General features: G+C 62.8%; 18 protein-coding genes. 7 read left to right on the plus strand and 11 right to left on the minus strand.

The genetic code is table 11. The features are described from left to right. Positions 1 to 71: 71 nt before the first annotated feature. The 7 genes from V8P77_RS09820 to mmsB all read left to right on the plus strand — a co-directional run bounded on the left by V8P77_RS09820 (position 72) and on the right by mmsB (position 7270). Complete coding sequence (locus tag V8P77_RS09820; protein ID WP_025397467.1) at positions 72 to 1277, plus strand: ABC transporter substrate-binding protein; 1206 nt, start codon at positions 72 to 74, stop codon at positions 1275 to 1277. 5 nt (positions 1278 to 1282) lie between these two features. Beyond that, a complete protein-coding gene (locus tag V8P77_RS09825) occupies positions 1283 to 2065 on the plus strand; it encodes an ABC transporter ATP-binding protein (RefSeq protein ID WP_335912099.1) in 783 nt (260 codons plus the stop codon). Further along, positions 2065 to 2766 carry an ABC transporter ATP-binding protein gene (locus V8P77_RS09830; protein WP_335912101.1) on the plus strand — a complete coding sequence of 234 codons (702 nt, stop codon included), beginning with the start codon at positions 2065 to 2067 and terminating at the stop codon, positions 2764 to 2766. The genes V8P77_RS09825 and V8P77_RS09830 overlap by 1 nt, the downstream gene beginning before the upstream one ends. A 4-nt stretch (positions 2767 to 2770) precedes the next feature. Next, entirely contained in the window at positions 2771 to 3658 is an 888-nt protein-coding gene (locus V8P77_RS09835) for a branched-chain amino acid ABC transporter permease (RefSeq protein WP_077980142.1), read from the plus strand. A 1-nt stretch (position 3659) separates the two neighbouring features. Beyond that, positions 3660 to 4649, plus strand: coding sequence for a branched-chain amino acid ABC transporter permease (locus V8P77_RS09840; RefSeq protein WP_335912105.1), 990 nt, complete (start codon positions 3660 to 3662; stop codon positions 4647 to 4649). Positions 4650 to 4783: 134 nt separating this feature from the next. Further along, entirely contained in the window at positions 4784 to 6379 is a 1596-nt protein-coding gene (locus V8P77_RS09845; protein WP_335912107.1) for a GMC family oxidoreductase, read from the plus strand. Positions 6380 to 6388: 9 nt separating this feature from the next. Continuing rightward, positions 6389 to 7270, plus strand: coding sequence for a 3-hydroxyisobutyrate dehydrogenase (gene mmsB / locus V8P77_RS09850; protein ID WP_335912108.1), 882 nt, complete (start codon positions 6389 to 6391; stop codon positions 7268 to 7270). Between the two features lie 226 nt (positions 7271 to 7496). Here mmsB and fhuB read toward each other — a convergent pair whose 3' ends face one another. The 11 genes from fhuB to V8P77_RS09905 all read right to left on the minus strand — a co-directional run bounded on the left by fhuB (position 7497) and on the right by V8P77_RS09905 (position 20678). Further along, entirely contained in the window at positions 7497 to 9485 is a 1989-nt protein-coding gene (gene fhuB, locus V8P77_RS09855) for a Fe(3+)-hydroxamate ABC transporter permease FhuB (protein WP_335912216.1), read from the minus strand. Continuing rightward, entirely contained in the window at positions 9478 to 10353 is an 876-nt protein-coding gene (locus tag V8P77_RS09860) for an ABC transporter substrate-binding protein (protein WP_335912109.1), read from the minus strand. Before V8P77_RS09860 ends, fhuB begins: the two co-directional genes overlap by 8 nt. A gap of 3 nt (positions 10354 to 10356) precedes the next feature. Next, on the minus strand, positions 10357 to 11136 hold the full coding sequence (locus V8P77_RS09865) for an ABC transporter ATP-binding protein (protein WP_335912110.1): 780 nt from the start codon (positions 11134 to 11136) through the stop codon (positions 10357 to 10359). 93 nt (positions 11137 to 11229) lie between these two features. Beyond that, positions 11230 to 13389: a TonB-dependent siderophore receptor gene (locus V8P77_RS09870; RefSeq protein ID WP_335912112.1), complete on the minus strand. Its 2160-nt coding sequence runs from the start codon at positions 13387 to 13389 to the stop codon at positions 11230 to 11232. A 166-nt stretch (positions 13390 to 13555) separates the two neighbouring features. Next, a complete protein-coding gene (locus tag V8P77_RS09875) occupies positions 13556 to 14440 on the minus strand; it encodes a helix-turn-helix domain-containing protein (protein ID WP_335912113.1) in 885 nt (294 codons plus the stop codon). A gap of 126 nt (positions 14441 to 14566) precedes the next feature. Then, entirely contained in the window at positions 14567 to 15325 is a 759-nt protein-coding gene (locus V8P77_RS09880) for a fumarylacetoacetate hydrolase family protein (RefSeq protein WP_335912114.1), read from the minus strand. 79 nt (positions 15326 to 15404) lie between these two features. After that, on the minus strand, positions 15405 to 16784 hold the full coding sequence (locus tag V8P77_RS09885; protein WP_335912116.1) for an FGGY-family carbohydrate kinase: 1380 nt from the start codon (positions 16782 to 16784) through the stop codon (positions 15405 to 15407). Beyond that, on the minus strand, positions 16781 to 17101 hold the full coding sequence (gene rhaM, locus V8P77_RS09890) for an L-rhamnose mutarotase (protein WP_003547822.1): 321 nt from the start codon (positions 17099 to 17101) through the stop codon (positions 16781 to 16783). The genes V8P77_RS09885 and rhaM overlap by 4 nt, the downstream gene beginning before the upstream one ends. After that, entirely contained in the window at positions 17098 to 18105 is a 1008-nt protein-coding gene (locus tag V8P77_RS09895) for an ABC transporter permease (protein WP_017958022.1), read from the minus strand. Before V8P77_RS09895 ends, rhaM begins: the two co-directional genes overlap by 4 nt. Further along, positions 18102 to 19103: an ABC transporter permease gene (locus V8P77_RS09900; RefSeq protein ID WP_003553868.1), complete on the minus strand. Its 1002-nt coding sequence runs from the start codon at positions 19101 to 19103 to the stop codon at positions 18102 to 18104. The genes V8P77_RS09895 and V8P77_RS09900 overlap by 4 nt, the downstream gene beginning before the upstream one ends. Before the next feature lie 42 nt (positions 19104 to 19145). Further along, entirely contained in the window at positions 19146 to 20678 is a 1533-nt protein-coding gene (locus V8P77_RS09905) for a sugar ABC transporter ATP-binding protein (RefSeq protein WP_373694576.1), read from the minus strand. Positions 20679 to 20801: the final 123 nt, after the last annotated feature.

Consider the following 20801-nt stretch of genomic DNA (forward strand, 5'->3'; position numbering starts at 1 on the left):
TCGTTCTGTGGAGGACGACTGGCCAAATTTGAACAGATCCGCAATCTGGCCAATCTCTGGGAGGAGAGAATATGCGTAAGAATCTCATTGCATCAGTTGCATTTCTGCTTGCGAGCAGCACTGCAGTGCTCGCGCAGAGCGCGACCGACGGCAAGGTCAAGATCGGCATCTTGAACGACCAGTCGGGCGTCTATGCCGATTTCGGCGGCAAATCCTCCGTCGAAGCCGCTCAAATGGCAGTCGAGGATTTCGGCGGCAAGGTGCTCGACGTTCCGGTCGAGATCGTCAATGCCGACCACCAGAACAAGCCGGATATCGCTTCCAATATCGCCCGCCAGTGGTACGACACCGAGCAGGTGGATGCGATCATGGAACTGACGACGTCGTCTGTGGCGCTCGCCGTGCAGGCGATCGGCAAGGAGAAGAAAAAGATCGACATCGTCACCGGTGCGGCGACGACGGATCTGACCGGCAAGGCCTGCTCGCCTTATGGCTTCCATTGGGCCTACGACACCCATGCACTGGCCGTCGGCACCGGCGGCGCGCTCGTCAAGCAGGGCGGCGACAGCTGGTTCTTCCTGACCGCCGACTATGCCTTCGGTTATTCGCTGGAGCAGCAGACCAGCGATTACGTCAAGTCGAGTGGCGGCAAGGTCGTCGGCGCCGTCCGCCATCCGCTGTCGAGCCAGGACTTCTCGTCCTTCCTGCTGCAGGCGCAATCATCCGGCGCCAAGGTGATCGGCCTTGCCAATGCCGGCCTCGACACCTCGAACGCCATCAAGCAGGCGGCCGAATTCGGCATCACCCAGGGCGGCCAGCATCTGGCAGCCCTGCTCTTCACGCTCGCCGAAGTCCATGGTCTCGGCCTCGAGGCGGCACAAGGCCTGACGCTGACCGAAGGTTATTACTGGAACCGCGACGACGAGAGCCGCGCCTTCGCCAAAAAGTTCTTCGCCCGCACCGGCAAGATGCCGAACATGGTCCATGCCGGCACCTATTCGGCGGTGACGCAATATCTGAAGGCAGTGCAGAAGGCCGGCACCGACGAGACGGAAGCCGTCGCCAAGCAGTTGCATGAAATGCCGGTCGATGACGTCTTCGGTCGCGGCGGCACGGTCGGCGCCAATGGCCGCATGATCCACGACATGTATCTGCTGCAGGTCAAGAAGCCTTCCGAAAGCAAGGAGCCGTGGGATTACTTCAACGTGCTCGCCACCATTCCCGGCAAGGAAGCCTATATCGATCCCGCCAAGAGCGGCTGCAATCTGGTGAAGTAAGCACGATGGCGGTTTCCGCAATTGAAACTCAGGAAAAGCCGCGGGTGGTGCTATCCGCCCGCGGCCTGCGCCGCGATTTCGGTGGCTTCACGGCCGTCAAGAACGTCGATCTGGATGTGCTTGACGCAAGCGTGCATGCACTGATCGGCCCGAACGGCGCCGGCAAAACCACGGTCTTCAACCTGCTGACCAAATTCCTGCAGCCGACCTCAGGCACGATCACCCTGATGGGCGTAGACATCACGAAAACGCCGCCCGACAAGGTGGCGCGCATGGGGCTGGTCCGCTCCTTCCAGATATCGGCGGTCTTCCCGCATCTGACCGTTCTCGACAATGTGCGTGTGGCGCTGCAGCGGCCGAACAATCTTTCCACACAGTTCTGGCGGCCTCTCTCGGCACTCGATCGGCTGAACGAGCGCGCCGAGCAACTGCTCGCCAGCGTCGGGCTTTCCAAGGAGCGCGATCACATCGCCGCCGATCTTTCCTATGGCCGCAAGCGCGTGCTGGAGATCGCCACCACACTGGCGCTCGATCCTAAAGTGCTGCTGCTCGACGAGCCGATGGCCGGCATGGGGCAGGAGGATGTCGGCGTCGTCTCCTCGATCATCCGGGAGGTCGCCCGCGACCGCGCCGTATTGATGGTCGAGCACAATCTCTCCGTCGTCGCCAATATCTGCCAGCACGTCACCGTGCTGCAGCGCGGCGAGATCCTCGCCGCGGGCGACTATGCGACCGTCAGCCAGGACGAGCGTGTGCGTGTGGCCTATATGGGCACGGAGGAGCATTGATGGCCACTCTCCTCGAAGTCCAGGGGCTCAATGCCTGGTACGGCGAAAGTCACGTCCTGCACGGCGTCGACATGCGCGTGGCCCAAGGCGAGACGATCACTATTCTCGGCCGCAACGGCGTCGGCAAGACGACGACGCTGCGCACCATCACCGGCATCGTGCGGGCCCGCAAGGGCAAGATCAGCTTTGCCGGCAGCGATATGATGCAAGTGCCGCTGCACAAGACGGCGCATCGGGGCATCGGTTTCGTGCCGGAGGAACGCGGTATCTTCTCGACGCTCACCGTTTCGGAAAACCTGGTGCTGCCGCCCGTCGTGGCGCAGGGCGGCATGACGCTCGACGAGATCTACGAGCTTTTCCCCAATCTCTACGAGCGCCGCGGCAGCCCGGGCACCAAACTGTCAGGCGGCGAGCAGCAGATGCTGGCGATCGCCCGAATCTTACGCACCGGCGTCAGGTTGCTCATTCTCGACGAACCGACGGAGGGGCTTGCCCCCGTTATCGTCCAGCGCATCGGCGAGGTGCTGCAGACGCTAAAAGGACGCGGCATGACGATCCTGCTCGTCGAGCAGAATTTCCGTTTCGCCAGCCGTATTGCCGATCGCTTCTATCTGATGGATCATGGGCAGATGGTGTCGGAATTCCCGGTCGGTGAACTGCCGCAGCGCATGGATACGCTGCACAAGGTTCTCGGAGTGTGACCAGATGACGATGATCTTCGGCATTCCCTTGCAGGCGCTGTTCGGCCAGCTGCTGATCGGCCTGATCAACGGCTCGTTCTACGCGCTGCTCAGCCTCGGCCTCGCCATCATCTTCGGCCTGCTCAGGGTGATCAACTTCGCCCATGGCGCGCAGTACATGCTCGGCGCCTTCGTCGCCTATCTGCTGCTGACCTATGCCGGCATCGGATACTGGCCGTCGTTGATCCTGGCGCCTGTCATTGTCGGCCTTGCCGGCGCTGTCATCGAGCGGCTGTTCCTGCGCCGGCTCTACGATCTCGATCCGCTCTACGGCCTGCTCTTCACCTTCGGCCTCGCTTTGGCAGTCGAGGGCACCTTCCGCTATCTCTACGGCTCTTCCGGCCAGCCCTATGCAACGCCGGCGGCCCTTGCCGGCGGGGCGAACCTCGGCTTCATGTTCCTGCCGATCTATCGCGGCTGGGTGGTGGTCGTCTCGCTCGTCGTCTGCCTCGGCACATGGCTGCTGATCGAGAAGACCAAACTCGGGGCTTACCTGCGTGCTGCCACCGAAAACGCCGTGCTGGTGCAGGTCTTCGGCGTCAACGTGCCGGTGCTCTTGACGCTCACCTACGCCCTCGGCGCCGGCCTCGCCGCCTTTGCCGGCGTGCTGGCGGCGCCGATCTACCAGGTCTCGCCGCTGATGGGCTCGAACATGATCATCGTCGTCTTCGCCGTCGTCGTCGTCGGCGGCATGGGATCGATCATGGGTGCGATCATCACCGGTTATGTGCTCGGCATTGCCGAGGGCCTGACCAAGGTCTTCTATCCCGAGGCATCCAACATCGTGATCTTCGTCATCATGGCGATCGTGCTTCTCATCAGGCCCGCGGGCCTCTTCGGACGGGATGCTTGACATGGCCGACATCACCGAAACCATCCGAACGGAAAAAAGCCGAACCGCCCTTTCGGTGCAGGCGGGTTTCCTGCTTGCGGGACTGCTGCTCCTGCTGCTGGCGCCGTTCTTTTTCTATCCGATCTTCCTGATGAAGCTGCTCTGCTTCGCGCTCTTTGCCTGCGCCTTCAACCTGCTGCTCGGCTATACCGGCCTGCTTTCCTTCGGCCACGCCACCTTCTTCGGCGGTGCTGCCTATTTCACCGCCTATACGGTGAAGGAATGGGGCCTGCCGCCGGAATTCGGCATCCTGATCGGCGTGGCGGGTGCGGCGTTTCTCGGCCTCGTCATGGGCTTCTTCGCCATCCGCCGCCAGGGCATCTATTTCGCGATGATCACGCTGGCGCTGTCGCAGATGTTCTTCTTCTTCTGCCTGCAGGCGGAATTCACCGAAGGCGAGGACGGCATTCAGTCGGTGCCGCGCGGCCACCTCTTCGGCTTCATCGATCTGAACAGCTCGACCAACATGTATTATTTCGTGCTGGCCGTCTTTCTCGTCGGCATCCTGATCATCTGGCGCTTCATCAACTCGCCCTTCGGCATGATCCTGAAATCGATCCGCGAGAACGAACAACGGGCGATCTCGCTCGGCTATTCCGTGGCGCGCTACAAGCTCGGCGCCTTCGTCATGTCGGCAGCGCTTGCCGGGCTCGCGGGCGCAGTGAAATCGATCGTTTTCCAGTTCGCGACGCTGACCGACGTCGCCTGGCAGATGTCGGGCGAGGTGATCCTGATGACGCTGCTCGGCGGCATCGGCACGCTGATCGGCCCGCTCTTCGGCGCCGGGCTGGTGGTGGTGCTGGAAAACTACCTCGCCACGTCGGAATTCCCGGTGACGATCATCACCGGCATCGTCTTCATGGTCTGCGTGCTGATCTTCCGCCGCGGCATCATCGGTGAATTCTACGCCTCGCGGCTAGGGCGGAAACTGGGCTTCGTCTATCGCCGCTGAACGGGCGGACCTCTCTTTTTCAGGAAAGAACCGCTCTTTCCCGGGAAAAGAGACGGGCGGCGGCGCTGCGACTCTTCCTCTCCCCGCAGCACGGGGAGGGGGAAGCGGCAAGCATCTGGAGTCTCGTGCAGGGCATGGATCGTTACGATTACATCATCATCGGGGCAGGCAGCGCCGGCTGCGTGCTCGCCAACCGGCTGTCTGCCGATGGCAGGAGCCGGGTGCTGCTGCTCGAAGCCGGCGGAAGCGACAACTACCACTGGATCCATATTCCGGTCGGTTATCTCTATTGCATTAACAATCCGCGAACCGACTGGTGCTTCACCACGGCGCCGGAAGCAGGGTTGAACGGCCGGGCGCTGAGCTATCCGCGCGGCAAGGTTCTCGGCGGCTGTTCATCGATCAACGGCATGATCTACATGCGCGGCCAGGCGCGCGATTACGACCTCTGGCGGCAGATGGGCTGCAGCGGCTGGAGTTGGGATGATGTTCTGCCCTTCTTCCGCAAGTCCGAGGACTTTTATCGCGGCGAAGACGAGATGCATGGTGCCGGCGGCGAATGGCGGATCGAGAAGGCGCGTGTGCGCTGGGCCGTGCTCGATGCCTTCCAGCAGGCGGCCAGGGAAGCCGGCATTCCGGAGACTGCGGATTTCAACCGCGGCAGCAACGAGGGCTCCGGTTATTTCGACGTCAACCAGCGTTCCGGCATTCGCTGGAACACCTCGAAAGCCTTTCTGCGCCCGGCGATGAGGCGCTCCAACCTGACCGTGCTCACCAAGGCGCAGGTCCGGCGGCTGCTGGTGGAGGAAGGTGCCGTTGCCGGCGTCGAGTTCCAGCATCGTGGCGTGGCGAAACGCGCCTATGCCGCCAAAGAAACCATCCTTTCAGCCGGTTCTATCGGCTCGCCGCATATTCTGGAACTGTCGGGCATCGGCAGGGGCGAGGTTCTGCAGCAGGCAGGCGTCGATGTCGTCACCGAGGTCAGGGGTGTCGGGGAGAACCTGCAGGACCATCTGCAACTGCGTCTTGCCTACAAGGTGACGGGGGTTCCGACGCTGAACGAGAAGGCGACGAAGCTGATCGGCAAGGCGGCGATCGGGCTCGAATATCTCGTCCGCCGCTCCGGACCGATGGCGATGGCACCGAGCCAGCTCGGCATCTTCACCCGATCGGGCCCGGACCGGGAAACGCCCGACCTGCAATATCATGTGCAGCCGGTGTCGCTGGAAAAGTTCGGCGATCCCGTCCATCCTTTCCCGGCGATCACCGCGAGCGTCTGCAACCTCAGGCCGGAAAGCCGCGGTTCGGTCCATCTGTCCAGCCCCGATTTTGCCGCCCAGCCGACGATCAGCCCGAAATACCTCTCGACGCAGCGCGATCGTGACATAGCTGTTCGTTCAATACGGTTGACGCGCAGGATCGTCGCGCAGCCTTCGTTTGCCCGTTACAGGCCGGAGGAATTCAAGCCGGGGCCAACCTATCAGACGGAGGCCGATCTGGAGCGGGCGGCGGGCGAGATCGGCACGACGATCTTCCATCCCGTCGGCACCTGCCGCATGGGCGCCGACAGGGACAGCGTCGTCGATCCCAGGCTGAGGCTCCGGGCGCTCGGCAAGCTCAGGATCGCCGATGCCTCGGTGATGCCGTCGATCACCTCGGGCAACACCAATTCGCCGACGATCATGATCGCCGAAAAGGCGGCGGCCATGATCCTCGAAGACAATCGATAGGAGAAGATCATGGCAAGGATCGCATTCATCGGCCTCGGCAACATGGGTGGGCCGATGGCGGCCAATCTGGTCAAATCAGGTCACGAGGTCCTCGGCTTCGATCTCGCGGCTTCGGTGCTGAAGGCCGCCGAGGAGAGCGGCGTCAAGCCGGCAAGCCATGCGAGCCAGGCGGTCAAGGACGCGGACATCGTCATATCAATGCTGCCGCAGGGCAGACACGTGCTGACGGCCTGGACCGATATCCTGCAGACCGCCGCGCCAGGCACGCTGGTCATCGATTGCTCGACCATCGATGTCGAAAGCAGCCGCAAGGCGCATGAGATGGCCAAGGCCGCCAGCTGCCTGTCGCTCGACGCCCCGGTCTCCGGCGGCACGGGTGGCGCGACGGCGGGCACGCTGACCTTCATGGCCGGCGGCTCGGAAGAAGCCTTCGCCAGGGCAAAACCAATCCTCGAGGCCATGGGAAAGAAGATCGTCCATTGCGGCGAGGCCGGGGCCGGACAGGCGGCGAAGATCTGCAACAACATGATCCTCGGCATTTCGATGGTGGGCGTCTGCGAGGCCTTCGTGCTTGCAGAAAAGCTCGGGCTCTCGCATCAGGCGCTGTTCGACGTCGCCTCGACCTCGTCGGGCCAGTGCTGGTCGATCAACACCTATTGCCCGGTGCCCGGACCGGTGCCGACCTCGCCGGCGAACAATGACTACAAACCGGGTTTTGCCGCAGCGCTGATGCTGAAGGATCTCAGGCTCTCCCAGGAAGCGGCGCTGGCGAGTGGCGCCTCCACGCCGCTTGGCGCGGAAGCAGCACAGCTTTATGCGCTCTTCGACAAACTGGGACATGGCGGAAGGGACTTTTCCGCGATTATCGAGATGTTCCGCGAAAGCAAGTGAGTCTGATAGCTCGATGATATTCGCCAACCTCTGTCTCATTTCCGTGCCCATCGCAGGAGGGAGCAAACTCTTGCCCGATGTCACTTGCTCCCGGAGAGAAGATGGGGGACCGAGGCGCTTCCACTTTCTCCCCGTTGGGGAGAAGAGGGAGCAAGCCGCGATCGCAGTCGATCACAGAAAGCGTCCCCTCACGCCTTCTCGCTGTGGGCTGTAAACCGTTCAGCCATCATTGCTGAACCTCCTTTCGCGAAAGCAGCCAGATGAGATAGGGGCCGCCGATCAGGGCCGCGAAGAGGCCGACCGGCACCTGGTAGGGGTAGATGACGACGCGCGACAGCCAGTCCGCCGCCGTCAGCACGCCGGCGCCGAAGAGAAGGCTCGCTGTCAGCTGGTGGCCTGGGGCGCGCAAGCCGGCAAGGCGGGCAAGATGCGGTGCAATCAGACCGGTGAGGCTGAGTGGTCCGACAAGGAAGGTGGCGATCGCCGTCATCAGCGCGGCGAGGACGGCAAGCGCCAGTCGGCTTGCCCCGACATGAAGGCCGGCAGCGCGGCTGGGGCCGGCGCCAAGCGGCAGGATCGTCAGCCAACGGCTGAGAAAGGGCAAGGGCGCTGTCAGCACGAGGAGCGAGATGACGGCCGTCCAGGCTTCGAAGGCGCCGGCGCGGTTGGTCGAGCCGGAAAGCCATGTCAGCAGGATATAGCCGCGCATATCGCCCTGGGCGAGCACCATGGTCACGATCGCCATGGCGAAGGCGCCGATGCCGACGCCGGCAAGCAGCATGCGTTCCGGCGAGAATTGAGCGCGGGCTGATATGGCGATCATCGCAAGGAAGGCGGCCAGCGCGCCGAGCGCCATGGCAAGCAGCATGATGATGGGCGAGGGGAAGCCGAAGAGGAAGAGCGCCACGGTCAGGCCCGCACCGGCACCGCTGCTGACGCCCAGGACTTCGGGGCTGGCGATCGGATTGCCGGTGACCCGCTGCATGATGAAGCCGGCTGCCGCCAGCATGGCGCCGGCCCCGGCCGCCACGATCGTTCGCGGCAGTCGGAAGGGCAGGAGATCGGTCAGGAGCGAGCCGGTCGCGACATGCCAGCCGTCCTCGGCAGGGCCGAGGGTGAGGACGACGGCAAAGATCAGGATGAGGGCAACAAAGAGCGCGCCAAGGGCCAGAAGCGGCTTGGCGAGCCTGTTCAGCGCTGCAGTCGACTGGGCGGCAACGACCGAAACCGAATGCACGCTGGGCAGCAGGCAGAGCAATAAGGGGCCGCCGAGCAGGGCGGTCGCGGCGCCGGTCGGAGCGAGATCGGTGAAGCCGGGACCGAGGATCTGGGTGAGGCAATCGGTCAGGAAGAGCAGGCCGGCGCCCATCAGCGGTGCTGTCAGCATCAGCTTATCCGTGCTGCGCGCGCCGGCAAGCCTTGCGATCGCGGGGGCTGCGAGCCCGACGAAGCCGATCACGCCGACCTCTGATATCACCGAGGCGGCAAGCCAGACGGCGAGCGCGACGATCGCCAGGCGGGTCGAATGCAGGGCAAGGCCGAGGCTCCTGGCGCCGCTGTCGTCGAGGGCAAGGATGCGGAGCGGCCGCACCAGGAGAAGAGCGGCGGCAAAGCCGAGGACAAGCCGGGGGGCGAGCGAGAGCGCGCCGTTCCAATCCTGCTGGCTGAGCGAACCGGCGCCCCAGATATGGATCGACATGGCATATTCGCCGCGCGAAAGGATCAGCGTGACGCTGAGGGCCGAGGCGATCAGGCTGACGATCAGGCCGGAGAGCGCCACGGTCAGCGGATCGAGCCCGCGCCGCCAGCTCAAAGCCAGCACGATGGCGACAGCCGCGAGTCCGCCGCCGAAGGCGGCCATCTCGCGTGAAAATCCGATGAGCAGGGGCGAGAAGCCCATGGCCGCCGTCATTGCCAGTTCCGCCCCGGAGGCAATGCCGAGCGTGGAAGCATCGGCAATCGGGTTGCGAAGGACACGCTGCAGCAATGTGCCGGAAAGGCCGAGTGCCGCGCCCGCGATCAATGCCAGCATGGCGCGGGGTATGATGCTGTTCCAGAGCAGCACCCCGTTCAGCATGGCTGCATCGGCATTGCCGTGCGGAACCTCAGGACGCGTTACGATGAGGAGTGCGAAGGTCGAGATGCAGAGTACCGGCAGCAAAATCGCGAAGACGGGCATGCCCGCGCTTCCTGCGGGCTTGGCGCGGCTAACCATTCCATGCATGGTCGAGCCCCTCCGCCAGAAGATCGGCAAAGCGGCCGGCCGCCGGCAGAGCGCCATAGGGATTGATCGAGCCGAGCATCAGCACGCGTTTTTCGCGCACGGCCGGCAGCGCATTCCAGAAGTTGCTGACGGAGAGCGTGGCGAGCGCATCGGCCGGGTGTGGTGGGATCATCACGATCCAGGCGTCGGGCATCGATGCCAATATCTCGATGCCGACGGGAGCGGCGGCCGAGTAGCTGGTCTGAGCCTGCCAGGCATTGGTGAGGCCGACGCGTTTCAGCACCTCGCCGAACATGCTATCGGAGCCGAAGACCCGGAAATGCCTGGCATCGCCGAGATTGATCGGGATCACCGGCCGCCCGTCGCCGGCGGCAAGGAGAGCCCGGTAGCGGTCGAGCCCGGCTGCAAGCTCTTCGGTCAGCTGTCTGGCAGCGGCAAGCTGCAGACGCTCGCCGACTGCAAGTGTGGCCTGTTCGGCCAGCGCGAAAGGGCTTTCACCGGGTTTGTAGATCGCATGGCTCTCGACCGGTGCGACCCCGCGCATGCGTTCGTCTGCCCAGGCATAGAAGTTCGAGTTGAAGATCAGGTCCGGCCGTGCAAAGCGCAGCACCTCGAAATTCGGTGTGCCGCGCAGGCCGAGATCGGCGGTCGTCGCCGGCACTTCAGGCGTAACCGCCACCTCGCGGAATTGCCGCAGTTCGGTCGCGGCAACGACATTCGCCCCGATCGCCAGCAGGGTTTCGAGCAGCGCCCAGTCGAGCGTTGCGACGCGCACGCTCTCCGCCGCCCGCGAAGACGCGGGGACGGAGAGCGAGGCCGCCACACCGGCCAGAAACTGCCTGCGGGAGAAAAACGCCATAGCCTACAACAGATAGCTGACCGGCTCGCTTCGAACCGGATGCGGGAAAACGCCCATGCCGACGCCGAAAATCGACTGCAGCGTGTCGGTTTGCATGATCTCGATAGGCGTGCCCTTGGCAGTGATCCGGCCGCGGTTGAGCGCGATGATCGCGTCGCAATAGCGCGCGGCGAGGTTGATATCGTGCAGTACGATGATGACGGTCAGCCCGCGTTCGTGACTGAGCTCCTGCACCAGCGAGAGAACGCTGGCCTGATGGGCGAGGTCGAGCGCCGACGTCGGCTCGTCGAGCAACAGGCAGCGGGCGTCCTGGGCGAGCATCATGGCGATCCAGGCGCGCTGGCGCTCGCCGCCGGACATGTTGGCGACCAGACGATCGGAAAAATCCTCGAGCTCGGTGCGGACGATCGCCTCCTCGACCATGTTGCGATCGGTCGCAGTGAAGCGGCCGAGCGTGCCGTGCCAGGGAAAACGGCCGAGCGCCACCAGTTCCCGCACGGTCATCCCGTCTGTCGCCGGCGTGAATTGCGGCATGTAAGCGACGTGCCGGGCAAAGGCCCGGCTGCCCCAGTCACCTGCCGGCCTGCCGTCGAAGGAGATCGCGCCGGATTTCGGCCCGACCTGGCGGGCGATGATCTTCAAAAGTGTGCTCTTGCCGGAACCGTTCGGCCCCACCAGTCCGTAAATGCGGCCGCGCTCAAGCGTGAGGTCGATGCCGGAGAGGATGGATTTCGGCCCGATGGCATAATCGATTCCCGACAGGGCAAGGAAAGGCGAAGGCATGATCTGCTCCAGGTTCGGCGCTGCAACGGCTTCGGGAGGGCAGGCTCTCCCTTTCCCCGCAGGTTCCTGCAAAACTAAACTGCGATTGTCAACTTACCACTTCCTGCTGAGCTTGAAGGTGACGGTGCGGGCATCGCCGTAACCGCAGACGGTGAGCCCGCCGCAACCCTTGACATATTCCTTGTCGAAGAGATTCGCGACGTTGAGCGAGGCGCCCCAGTTTTCCTTTTCGTAGCGGATCGCAGCGTCGACGAGCGTGGCGGCCGGCACCTTCTCGGTATTGGCCTCATCGGCCCAGGACCAGCCCTGATGGCGGACGCCGGCGCCAAAGCTCATGCCCTCGAAAGCCCCTGTCGTCAGCGTGTAGTCGATCCAGAGAGAGGCGGTCACCTTCGGGACGATATAGGGTGAATTGCCGACCAGCGCCGGATTGGCGTCGTTCTCCATCACCTCCATGTCGGTATAGGCGAGCGATGCGAGAACTTTCCAGTTCTCGTTGATATTGACCTTGCCTTCGAGTTCGGCGCCGCGCGAAACCACCTCGCCGAGCTGGCTCTGGGCGAAGGTCAGGGGATTGGTCACCGTGTTGTTGCGCTTGGTGATGTGAAAGACCGAGGCGGTCAGCGAGCCATCTATAAAGCTCGGCTCATACTTGATGCCGCCTTCGAACTGCTCGCCCTCTTCCGGCTTCAGCGCGCCGGATACACCGGTGCCGACGAGCGGGTTGAAGAAAGTCGCGGCGCTGACATAGGGCGTCAGGCCGTTGTCGAACTCATAGGCAAGGCCGATGCGGCCGCTGAGCGCGCTGTCGTTGGTGCTGTAGGTCGTGCCGATTACAGCGTCCTGGTCGATATCGACATAGTCGTAGCGGCCGTTGAGCGTCAGCAGCCAGCCATCGCCAAAATGGATCCGATCCTGAGCGTAGACACCGATCTGGTTCTTGGTCACGACGCCGTCCGCATAGACGAAATTCGCGCCCTGTGTTGTGCCATAGATGGGATCGGTCGCGCTGATCGAATTGGAGCCGCAGCAGGCCTGCCAATTTTCCAGGCGGTAATAGGTGTAGTCGAGCCCGACGAGAAGATTATGCGTGGCGCCGCCGATTTCGGTCTCGCCTTCAAGCCGGTTGTCGATCGAGAAGCTATCGACCCCCGAGCGGCCTTCGAAGCCGATGCGCGCCAGCTGGTAGTCCGGACCCGTCGGCACGCCGCCGACCCAACCGTTCAGGTAGGGGCCGATCTCATGCTTGTCGAGGTGGCCGTAGCGCGCATTCTGCGAGAACTTGATGCCATTGTCGAATTCATGCTCGAATTCGTAACCGACCATTTTCTGCACATAGCTGCCGTTGTCGATATCGGGCTCGCCATAGAAGGCGTCGCGGTCGATCTTGCCGAACGGCGCATCCTCGACAGTGCCGACATAGGGAAAGAAGCCGTTGCCGGTATGCACCTGGTCGAGCCCGGCGAGGTAACCCCAGACCGTCAGACTCGTGCTGTCATCCGGCGAAATGTTGAGCTGCGGCATGATGAAGCCGCGCAGATCCTCGGAAAAATCCGAATAATTGTCGCCGCCGGCCACCTTGCCGGTGATGCGATAGCTCATCGCTCCGCTGGAGCCGACCTTGTCGGAGACATCGAACCCGGTGAAGGCGTTGCCGTTGCTGTTGATGCCGATCTCGGTATAAAACAGCGGCTCGTCGAGCGGGCGCTTGCGGACGAAATTGACGATCCCGCCGGGGTTTGCGCCGCCGTAAAGCACGGAGGCCGGACCCTTCAGCACCTCGACGCGCTCCAGCATGAAGGGATCGAGCTGGAAGCCGCCGAAGCCGTAGCTGAACAGCGTCAGATTGTCGAAGAAGACGCCGGTCTGGCCGGCGTCGAAGCCGCGTATATAGAACCAGTCGGTATCGCCGTCGTTGCCAAAGGGCTGTGACGTGACGCCCGGCGCATAAAGCAGCGCCTCGTCGATCTTGTTGGTGATGCCCCGATCGTCCATTTCTTCGGTGCCGACGACGGAGACGGATTGCGGGATTTCGTTGAGCGGGGTGTCGCTCTTCGAGCCGGCGGAGGAGTTCTTGGCGACATAGCCCTTGACCGGGCTGGTGGCGGTGTCGCCGCCGCCCTGGATGACGATCGGCGCGAGTTCAGTCGAATTCGCTTCCTGTGCCGCGGCGGAGCCCGCGATAAGGCCGGCAATCGCCACGCCTGCCAATAGAATTACCTTGAAATTGAGACCCCTGGTCTGCCCGCGCATATGTCCTATACCCCACTCGTGCCGCGCGATGCTAACGTGCGGCGAAACCCTGAATAAGATGAGTGATTAACTCAGTTTTACCGGGGTGGATTGTCGTGATCGGGGAAAATTGAACGTTTTTGGGCAATTCTCCGCGTTGCAAACAATTGCCCGCCAAGCGTTGCAATCAGGCAACTTGTGCCTTCTTCCAGCTCGTCGGCGTGATGCCGACATGCTTGCGGAAGACGCGGGTAAAATGCGCCTGATCGGCAAAGCCGGTTTCGGCGGCGATTGCGGTCAACGCATTTTCGCTTTCGACAAGCAGCCGCTTGGCCCGGTCGAGCCGGGCATTGGTTTGCCATTGATGCGGAGCGATGCCGGTCGAGGCCTTGAAGGCATGGCTGAAATGCGATTGCGACAGGCCCGTCAGGCCGGCGAGTTCCTCGAGGCGGATATTGCGCAGGCAGTGCTCCTCGATGAATTCGGTGGCGCGGCGAAGCTGCCAGGAGGCCAACTTGCTGCGTTTGCGCGGCATTGCCTTGGCAATCTTCAGGAAATCGATGATCAGCGCCAATGCCAGGCCGTCGCCATAGAGATCGTGCAGCGGCTCCGGATTGAGGCATTCTGCGGCGACCAGCTGTGCCAGCGACAGCACCCGCTCATCGGAAAACAGAAGCTGCGGACTTTCCAGACGGCGCGGATCGATATCCTCCATCAGCCGGCGGCTGACGGTCTCGGTGTCGAAATGGATGTCGAGGTGGCGCACCGAATGCACGTCGGTCAGATCGGCCCAGACTTCCATGCCGGCCGGCACATAGGAGATCGGCCGTATCTCCGTGTCCTGGACGGTGCCCTGCGCCTTCGGCGTGAGCTTGATACGCGAATTGCCCGGTCCGCGCTTGTCGAGCATGATGAACAACCGCGGATCGCGCGAGACGTAATAGCCGCCAGCATAAGAGGCGCATTCCACGTCCCAGACATCGGCGACGATGCCGTTCCACAGGCGGCGATGCACGCCGCCGATGACGGAAAAGCCCTGGATCTTGTTCTGCATCCGCGGTTGAAACGTCATTTCCACTTCCGCCTCCGGCCACGCGCCGGAAGTAAACCTGCAATTTGCACTCAAGTTTATTACCGCAGGCGGAACCGGATGGCAATTGCCAAATCCGGCACCAAACCGGAGAAAACCAGGGTCAAATCAAGCCTTCGACACCGAGAAGCTGAGCCTGATGTCGCCGAGCAGGATGTCGATCTCGCCGGGTTCGGTCAGTTCGATCGCGCCGCTCAACGTGCCTGTGGTGATGAGCGCACCTGATTTCAGCGATGTCTCGGGGCGCAAGCCGTCATTGGCGTAATCGACGAGCCAAGTGAGGACATCGCCTTTCGGATGCTGCGCCGGGCCATCATAGATCGTGCGGCCGGCATGGGTGACCTTGAGCGGCGTTCCGCCAACGGTGTCGACAACGCTCTTTTCAAGCTTCGGGCCGAGCACGTAGCCGCTATTGCCGAGCCGGTCGGCGACGAACAGCAGAAAGGAAACGCTGCCGCTTTCCCTCACGGCGCTGACCAGCAGCTCGGCGCCGAGATAGACAGCGGAAATCGCCTCAACCACCTCAGTGCGACTGTAGGGAACGCCCGCGCGGACCGGGAGGTCGCTGCCGAGACGGACGGCGATCTCGGTCTCGAATTTCAGGCCCGGATACCACGGAATGGCGGCGCCCGAGACGGCTTCGGCATAGGGATGCAGCGGAGCGGTGACCGCCTGGCCCTGCGGCGAGACCGTCACCTTCCAGGCATTGCTGGAAATACCGTCTGCAGCAGTGAGCAAATTCTGCGCCTCCATCGCCTGATGGAGATCGGCTGGCAGCGCGAACGTGTCCGTTGCCTCCTGCCGACCGGCCTGTCGCAGGCTGTGAAGCCTGGCTGCAACCGTGCGCGGATCGAATGTCTCTGTCATGCTATCTCCTCGACATGATTTTCGAGGTGCCACACTAGCGGCAAGGCAGGGACGAACAAGGCCGCTTTTGGAAAGACTCCTATTCCATCGCCGCGTGCCAGCGGGTGCGATAGGCGGTCAGTCCGGGGATAGCGGTCGGCGGAACATGCGTCTCGACACCCGATATTGGCCGGATGCCGGTGAGAAGCGCCGCCCCCTGGCTGGTGCCGGTCGAACCGGGAAGGGCCATGACCTCGCGGCCGGTCAGGGCGGCAAGCAGCTTGAGATAGGTCCCATTCAGCGCAAAAGGCCCTTCGACGATAATAGAGCCTTTGGCGCCGACCAGTCCGAGGCAGGCATCGGTCATCAAAGCGAGATAGAGACAGGCAGCGGCAGAGCGCTCTTCGCGGCTTGCCTCTTCGGCGCCGATCCAGCGGCTTGTCTTTCCCGGAAAAGGCCCGGAACCGGAGGCGATATTCGGCAGCAGCAGCATGCCCTCGTCGATGACGGGACCGATTGCCGCCTGAGCCGCTTTTTCGTCGACAGGGCCGATCTCGGCCGACAGGATCTCGAATTCCCGCCCACCCATGAAACGCGAGGAGGGGACGGCGCGGCCATAGGCATCGACATTGGCGAGCGCATCGCGTTTCGGATCGAGATGATCGAGATCGCCGCCGACGCCGAAGTTGATGACCCATGTACCGGTGGAGACGACGGCGAAGGGTGCGGCCCGATGCACCAGATGCGGCAGCAACGAGGCGTTGGAATCGTGAATGCCGCAATAGACCGGCACGGGTGAGGCGCGGCCGAGCTCAGCGGCGATATCGGGCAGGACCGGGCCGAGCGCATCGAAGGCCGAGCGTATCGGCGCCATGAGGTCGCGGATGCCAAGCCCGTCGACGAGCGAGGAATAGCTGCCGGCCCTCGGGTTCCAGAGGTCGGTGTGGCAGCCGAGCGAAGTCAGCTCATTGGCGGCAACACCGGTTAGCCGCGCCGTCCAGTATTGCGCGTAGGTGAGGATGGTCGCCACCTTGGCGAATTCCTCGGGAAAGGCGGTCTTCTGGTAGTGCAGCTGGGCGCCGACATTGAGGCCCATCGCGAGGTGCGGCGAAAAGGTTTCGTCGAAGGAGGGGCGCAGCCGCGTATAGGCATCACGGATTTCCTTCGGATATTCGTGTTCATAGTCGATGACAGGCATGGCAAGCGTGCCGTCCCGGGCAAGGAGTGCTGCGGAAGCGCCATGGGTGGTGATCGAAATGGCGTCGAAGCCGGGCTCGCGCGCAAAGCTCTTCAGCGCATCGATCGCAAAGGACCAGAGAGCCTCTACGTCATAATGCGGATAGAGACCGGTTTTGATCGCAATATTCGGCCGTTTCAACACGGCGATCTCGGCGCCCGTCTCGCTGTCGAGGATGACGACCTTGGCATTGGTCTTGCCGATGTCGAGGACGGCGATGCGGCGATAGGAGGTGGCGTTCATGGCATATGGAAGACGGTGACCAGGTCGCTCTGGACCGGTGAATTATCGGGATTGGTCGCCATGATATCGGCCATATAAGCCCACCATTTTTTCACGACGGGATGCTCCGGCAGGCTCGCCATCGTATGGTCGGCGGGCCGCGTCAACACGCCGAACAGAGTGTTGGTCTCGCGGTCGAGATGGATGGAATAGTCGCTGGCGCCTGACTTGTGCAGGAGATCGACCAGTTCCGGCCAGATCTCGTCATGCCGCCTGCGGTATTCGGCTTCCATGCCGGGATTGAGCTGCATTTTGAAGGCGTGTTTTTCTAAAGTCATCGGGAGCTCATGACCTTGATGCGGCGGGCGATGATCGGGATGGCGATGGTGATGATGAGAAGCAGGCCGATGAAGATCGACATGACGATGCCGGGCACGTTCAGCAGGCCGAGGCCGAAGGTGACGAGGCCCATGACGAAGGCGGCGATGACGACGCCGACGATCGTGCCGGAACCGCCGAGGATCGAGATGCCGCCGAGCACGACCATGGTGACGACCTCGAGTTCCCAGCCCTGGGCGATCGACGGCCGGGTCGAGCCGAGGCGTGAGGTCAGGCAGACGGCAGCAACGCCGCTCATGACGCCGGTCAGCAGGAAGAGGATGAATTTGACGCGTTCGACCGGAATGCCGGAAAAGCGGGCGGCGAAGTCGTTGTTACCGATCGCATAGACCTGCCGGCCGAAATTCGTGGCATGCAGGAGGATGGCGAAGAGGATCGCCAGCACGATGAAGAGCACGAATTCGAAGGAGAATACCCAGACGACATAGCCCTGGCCGAAATAGGCGAAATCAGCAGGGTACTTGCCATAGGCCTGGTCGCCGAGCACGATATAGGAAATGCCGCGGAAAAGGCTCATCGTGCCGATGGTGACGACGATCGACGGCAGTTTCAGCACCGAGACCAGCACGCCGTTGAAGATGCCGCAGGCAAGGCCGGTGCCGATGCCGATCGCGACCAGGCCCGGTGTGCCGATGCCGACCTGGGCTGCCGCGCCCATCGCCGTCGAGGCGAGCGCGATGATCGCAGCCACCGAAAGATCGATCTCGCCTGATATGACAAGCAGCGCCATGGCGAAAGCGATCATCGCCTTTTCGGTGAAGTTAAAGGTGGCGTCCGAAAGATTCCAGGCATCGAGGAAATAGGGCGAGGCCAACGAATTGAAGATGAAGATCAGGACGGCGACGGCAAAGAGCAGCACTTCCCAGCTCGCGACGATGCGGCGGAAGGGTGTGCCGAGGCGGTCGGGAATGACCCGCTTTTCATGTGTGGACACGGTGCTCATGCTGCGGCCTCCGTTCTGATTTCGGCGGCGGCGCGGTCGCGCAAGATGATGCGGCCACGGTTGCGCTCACGCCTGGCGTTGAAGGCGACGGCGAGAATGATGACGGTTCCGGAAATCGCCATCTGCGTGAAGGGTGAAATGCCGATCACCGGCAGCGCATTCTTGATGACGCCGAGGAAGAGCGCGCCGAGCACGGTGCCGGCGACCGAGCCGACGCCGCCGGCAATCGAAATGCCGCCGATGACGCAGGCGGCGACGCTGTCGAGCTCGAAGCCGTTGGCGATATCGACATAGGCGACGGCATAACGCGACACCCAGAGATAGCTCGCAAGACCGGCCAAGGCACCCGACAGAACGAAGGCCAGGAATTTTGTCCAGCCTGTATCGATGCCGGCATAGACCGCCGCGGTCGGATTGCCGCCGGTGGCATAGGCCGAGCGGCCGAACTGGGTATATCTGAGTAGGACATACATCAGAAGCACGATGACGATGCCCACCCAGCCGAGAACCGGCAGGCCGAGGATCGGCGTGCGCGGCACCGACAGGAAGACCGGCGTCATCTGGTGAGCATTCACCCATGCCCCGCCCGAAAGCACGAAGGCCATGCCGCGATAGATGGTAAGCGTGCCGAGTGTCACGACGATCGGCGGGATTTCGAGTGCCCAGACGAGAAAGCCGTTGATGGCGCCGAGGCAGGCGCCGATGACGATCGCGGCGAGGATGAGCACGACGAGCGGCAGGTCGGGATAGGCGGCATTCATCATCGCGATCGCCATGCCGGTGAAGGCGAGGTTGGCGGCGACCGACAGGTCGATCGATTTCGTCAGGATGACCGTCATCTGCGCCAGCGCCAGGATGATCAGGATGGAGGTATCGTTGAAAATGCCGGCGAGATTCTCCGGCGTTGCGAAATCGGCAGCGCGCGTCGAAAAGATCGCGATCATCACGACGATGATGAGGAACAGCAGGGTTTCGCGTTTTCTGATCAGTCTTGCCATGCTCTTACCTTATGAATTGCTGGGCCTTATGCATTGCGGGCCTCATGCATTGCCGGTGGCGGCGCGCACCAGCGCTTCCGGCGACAGCTCGGCGCGTTCGAAAATTCCGGCGGAAAGACCCTCCTTCATCACCAGGACGCGGTCCGACATGCCGATGATCTCGGGCAGTTCGGACGAGACCATGATGATCGACAGGCCCTCGGCGGCGAGTTCGCTGATGAAGCCGTGCACGGCCGCCTTCGAGCCGATGTCGATGCCCTTGGTGGGTTCATCGAGAATGATGACCTTCGGCGCCGTCGCCAGCCACTTGCCGATGACGACCTTCTGCTGGTTGCCCCCGGAAAGCGTCCCGACGGGCACGGAAAGAGCAGCGGCGCGCAGGTCCAGCCGCTCGGCATATTTGCGGGCGAGCGCGAATTCTTCTGCCGCCCTGAGGAAGCCCCGGCGCGAGGTGCGGGTAAGCGAAGGCAGCGTCATGTTCTGGAAGATCGGCATCGGCAACGCCAGCCCGTGGCGGCCGCGTTCCTCCGGCACATAGACGATGCCGGCCCGGATCGCGTCCTGCGGCGAATGGATGGTGATCTCGCGGCCTTCGAGCATCATCGTGCCGGAAAGCGGCCTGGTGATGCCGAAGAGCGATTGGGAGAGTTCCGAACGACCGGCGCCGATCAGGCCATATATGCCGAGAATCTCGCCCTGGCGCAGGGTGAAGGAGATGTCACGGAATTCGGTGCGATGGCTGTAGTTGCGGATCTCCAGAACCGGGCCGCCGATGGCGACGTCGACCTTCGGAAAAGCGTTCTCGACGTCGCGGCCGACCATCATGCGGACGATCTCGTCCTGCGGCGTTTCCTTGATCCGGCCCTGGCCGACGGCGCGGCCGTCGCGGAAGACGACGAAATCGTCGGCGATCTCGTAGACCTCGTCGAACTTGTGGCTGATGAAGAGGATCGCCTTGCCCTTTTCCTTCAGGCCCCGGACGATGCGGAAGAGATCGTCGATCTCCTTGCGGGAAAGGGCTGCCGTCGGTTCGTCCATGATGACGATGCGGGCTTCGATCGATAGCGCGCGTGCAATCGCCACCAGATGGCGCTGCGCGATCGAGAGGTCCTTCAGCCGGATCGTCGGATCGATATTGCTTTCGAGCGCGGTCAGCAGCGCCTTGGCGCGGCTGTTCATCGCTTGCCAGTCGATGGTGCGCAAACGCGTGCGCGGCGCATGGCCGAGGAAAATGTTTTCGGCAACCGTCAGCTCGTCGAACAGCACGGTTTCCTGATGGATGGCGGTGACTCCGGCATCGATCGCGGCCTGGGCGCTGGCAAAGGTCACCGGCTGGCCATCGACGAGGATCGCTCCTTCGTTCGGCCTGTAGATGCCGGTCAGGATCTTGACGAGCGTCGATTTGCCGGCGCCGTTTTCGCCGATCAGCGCGGTCACCGTACCGGGGTGCAGCGCGATGCTGACATTGTCGAGCGCCTTCACGCCCGGAAAGATCTGGGAGATGCCGCGCATTTCCAGAATGGCCGGTGTATCGGGCATGGGGCTGACATCGTGCTTTTGCGTTGCGGCGTGCATTATTCGTTTCACCTTGAAAACCCCTCCCCAACCCCTCCCCACAAGGGGGAGGGGCTTGACCCATCGCGATGCCGAGGCTCGCGATGGGCGGAGGCGTTGCTTCAGATTATCTCCCCCCTTGTG

The organism is Rhizobium aouanii, assembly GCF_037002925.1.
In the GTDB taxonomy this organism is placed as follows: domain Bacteria; phylum Pseudomonadota; class Alphaproteobacteria; order Rhizobiales; family Rhizobiaceae; genus Rhizobium; species Rhizobium aouanii.

Bases quoted from the DNA above. Each gene is read 5' to 3' on its own strand.
- V8P77_RS09820 (WP_025397467.1), top strand. From the start codon at position 72: ATGCGTAAGAATCTCATTGCATCAGTTGCATTTCTGCTTGCGAGCAGC.
- V8P77_RS09825 (WP_335912099.1), top strand. From the start codon at position 1,283: ATGGCGGTTTCCGCAATTGAAACTCAGGAAAAGCCGCGGGTGGTGCTA.
- V8P77_RS09830 (WP_335912101.1), top strand. From the start codon at position 2,065: ATGGCCACTCTCCTCGAAGTCCAGGGGCTCAATGCCTGGTACGGCGAA.
- V8P77_RS09835 (WP_077980142.1), top strand. From the start codon at position 2,771: ATGACGATGATCTTCGGCATTCCCTTGCAGGCGCTGTTCGGCCAGCTG.
- V8P77_RS09840 (WP_335912105.1), top strand. From the start codon at position 3,660: ATGGCCGACATCACCGAAACCATCCGAACGGAAAAAAGCCGAACCGCC.
- V8P77_RS09845 (WP_335912107.1), top strand. From the start codon at position 4,784: ATGGATCGTTACGATTACATCATCATCGGGGCAGGCAGCGCCGGCTGC.
- mmsB (WP_335912108.1), top strand. From the start codon at position 6,389: ATGGCAAGGATCGCATTCATCGGCCTCGGCAACATGGGTGGGCCGATG.
- fhuB (WP_335912216.1), bottom strand. From the start codon at position 9,485: ATGGTTAGCCGCGCCAAGCCCGCAGGAAGCGCGGGCATGCCCGTCTTC.
- V8P77_RS09860 (WP_335912109.1), bottom strand. From the start codon at position 10,353: ATGGCGTTTTTCTCCCGCAGGCAGTTTCTGGCCGGTGTGGCGGCCTCG.
- V8P77_RS09865 (WP_335912110.1), bottom strand. From the start codon at position 11,136: ATGCCTTCGCCTTTCCTTGCCCTGTCGGGAATCGATTATGCCATCGGG.
- V8P77_RS09870 (WP_335912112.1), bottom strand. From the start codon at position 13,389: ATGCGCGGGCAGACCAGGGGTCTCAATTTCAAGGTAATTCTATTGGCA.
- V8P77_RS09875 (WP_335912113.1), bottom strand. From the start codon at position 14,440: ATGACGTTTCAACCGCGGATGCAGAACAAGATCCAGGGCTTTTCCGTC.
- V8P77_RS09880 (WP_335912114.1), bottom strand. From the start codon at position 15,325: ATGACAGAGACATTCGATCCGCGCACGGTTGCAGCCAGGCTTCACAGC.
- V8P77_RS09885 (WP_335912116.1), bottom strand. From the start codon at position 16,784: ATGAACGCCACCTCCTATCGCCGCATCGCCGTCCTCGACATCGGCAAG.
- rhaM (WP_003547822.1), bottom strand. From the start codon at position 17,101: ATGACTTTAGAAAAACACGCCTTCAAAATGCAGCTCAATCCCGGCATG.
- V8P77_RS09895 (WP_017958022.1), bottom strand. From the start codon at position 18,105: ATGAGCACCGTGTCCACACATGAAAAGCGGGTCATTCCCGACCGCCTC.
- V8P77_RS09900 (WP_003553868.1), bottom strand. From the start codon at position 19,103: ATGGCAAGACTGATCAGAAAACGCGAAACCCTGCTGTTCCTCATCATC.
- V8P77_RS09905 (WP_373694576.1), bottom strand. From the start codon at position 20,678: ATGCACGCCGCAACGCAAAAGCACGATGTCAGCCCCATGCCCGATACA.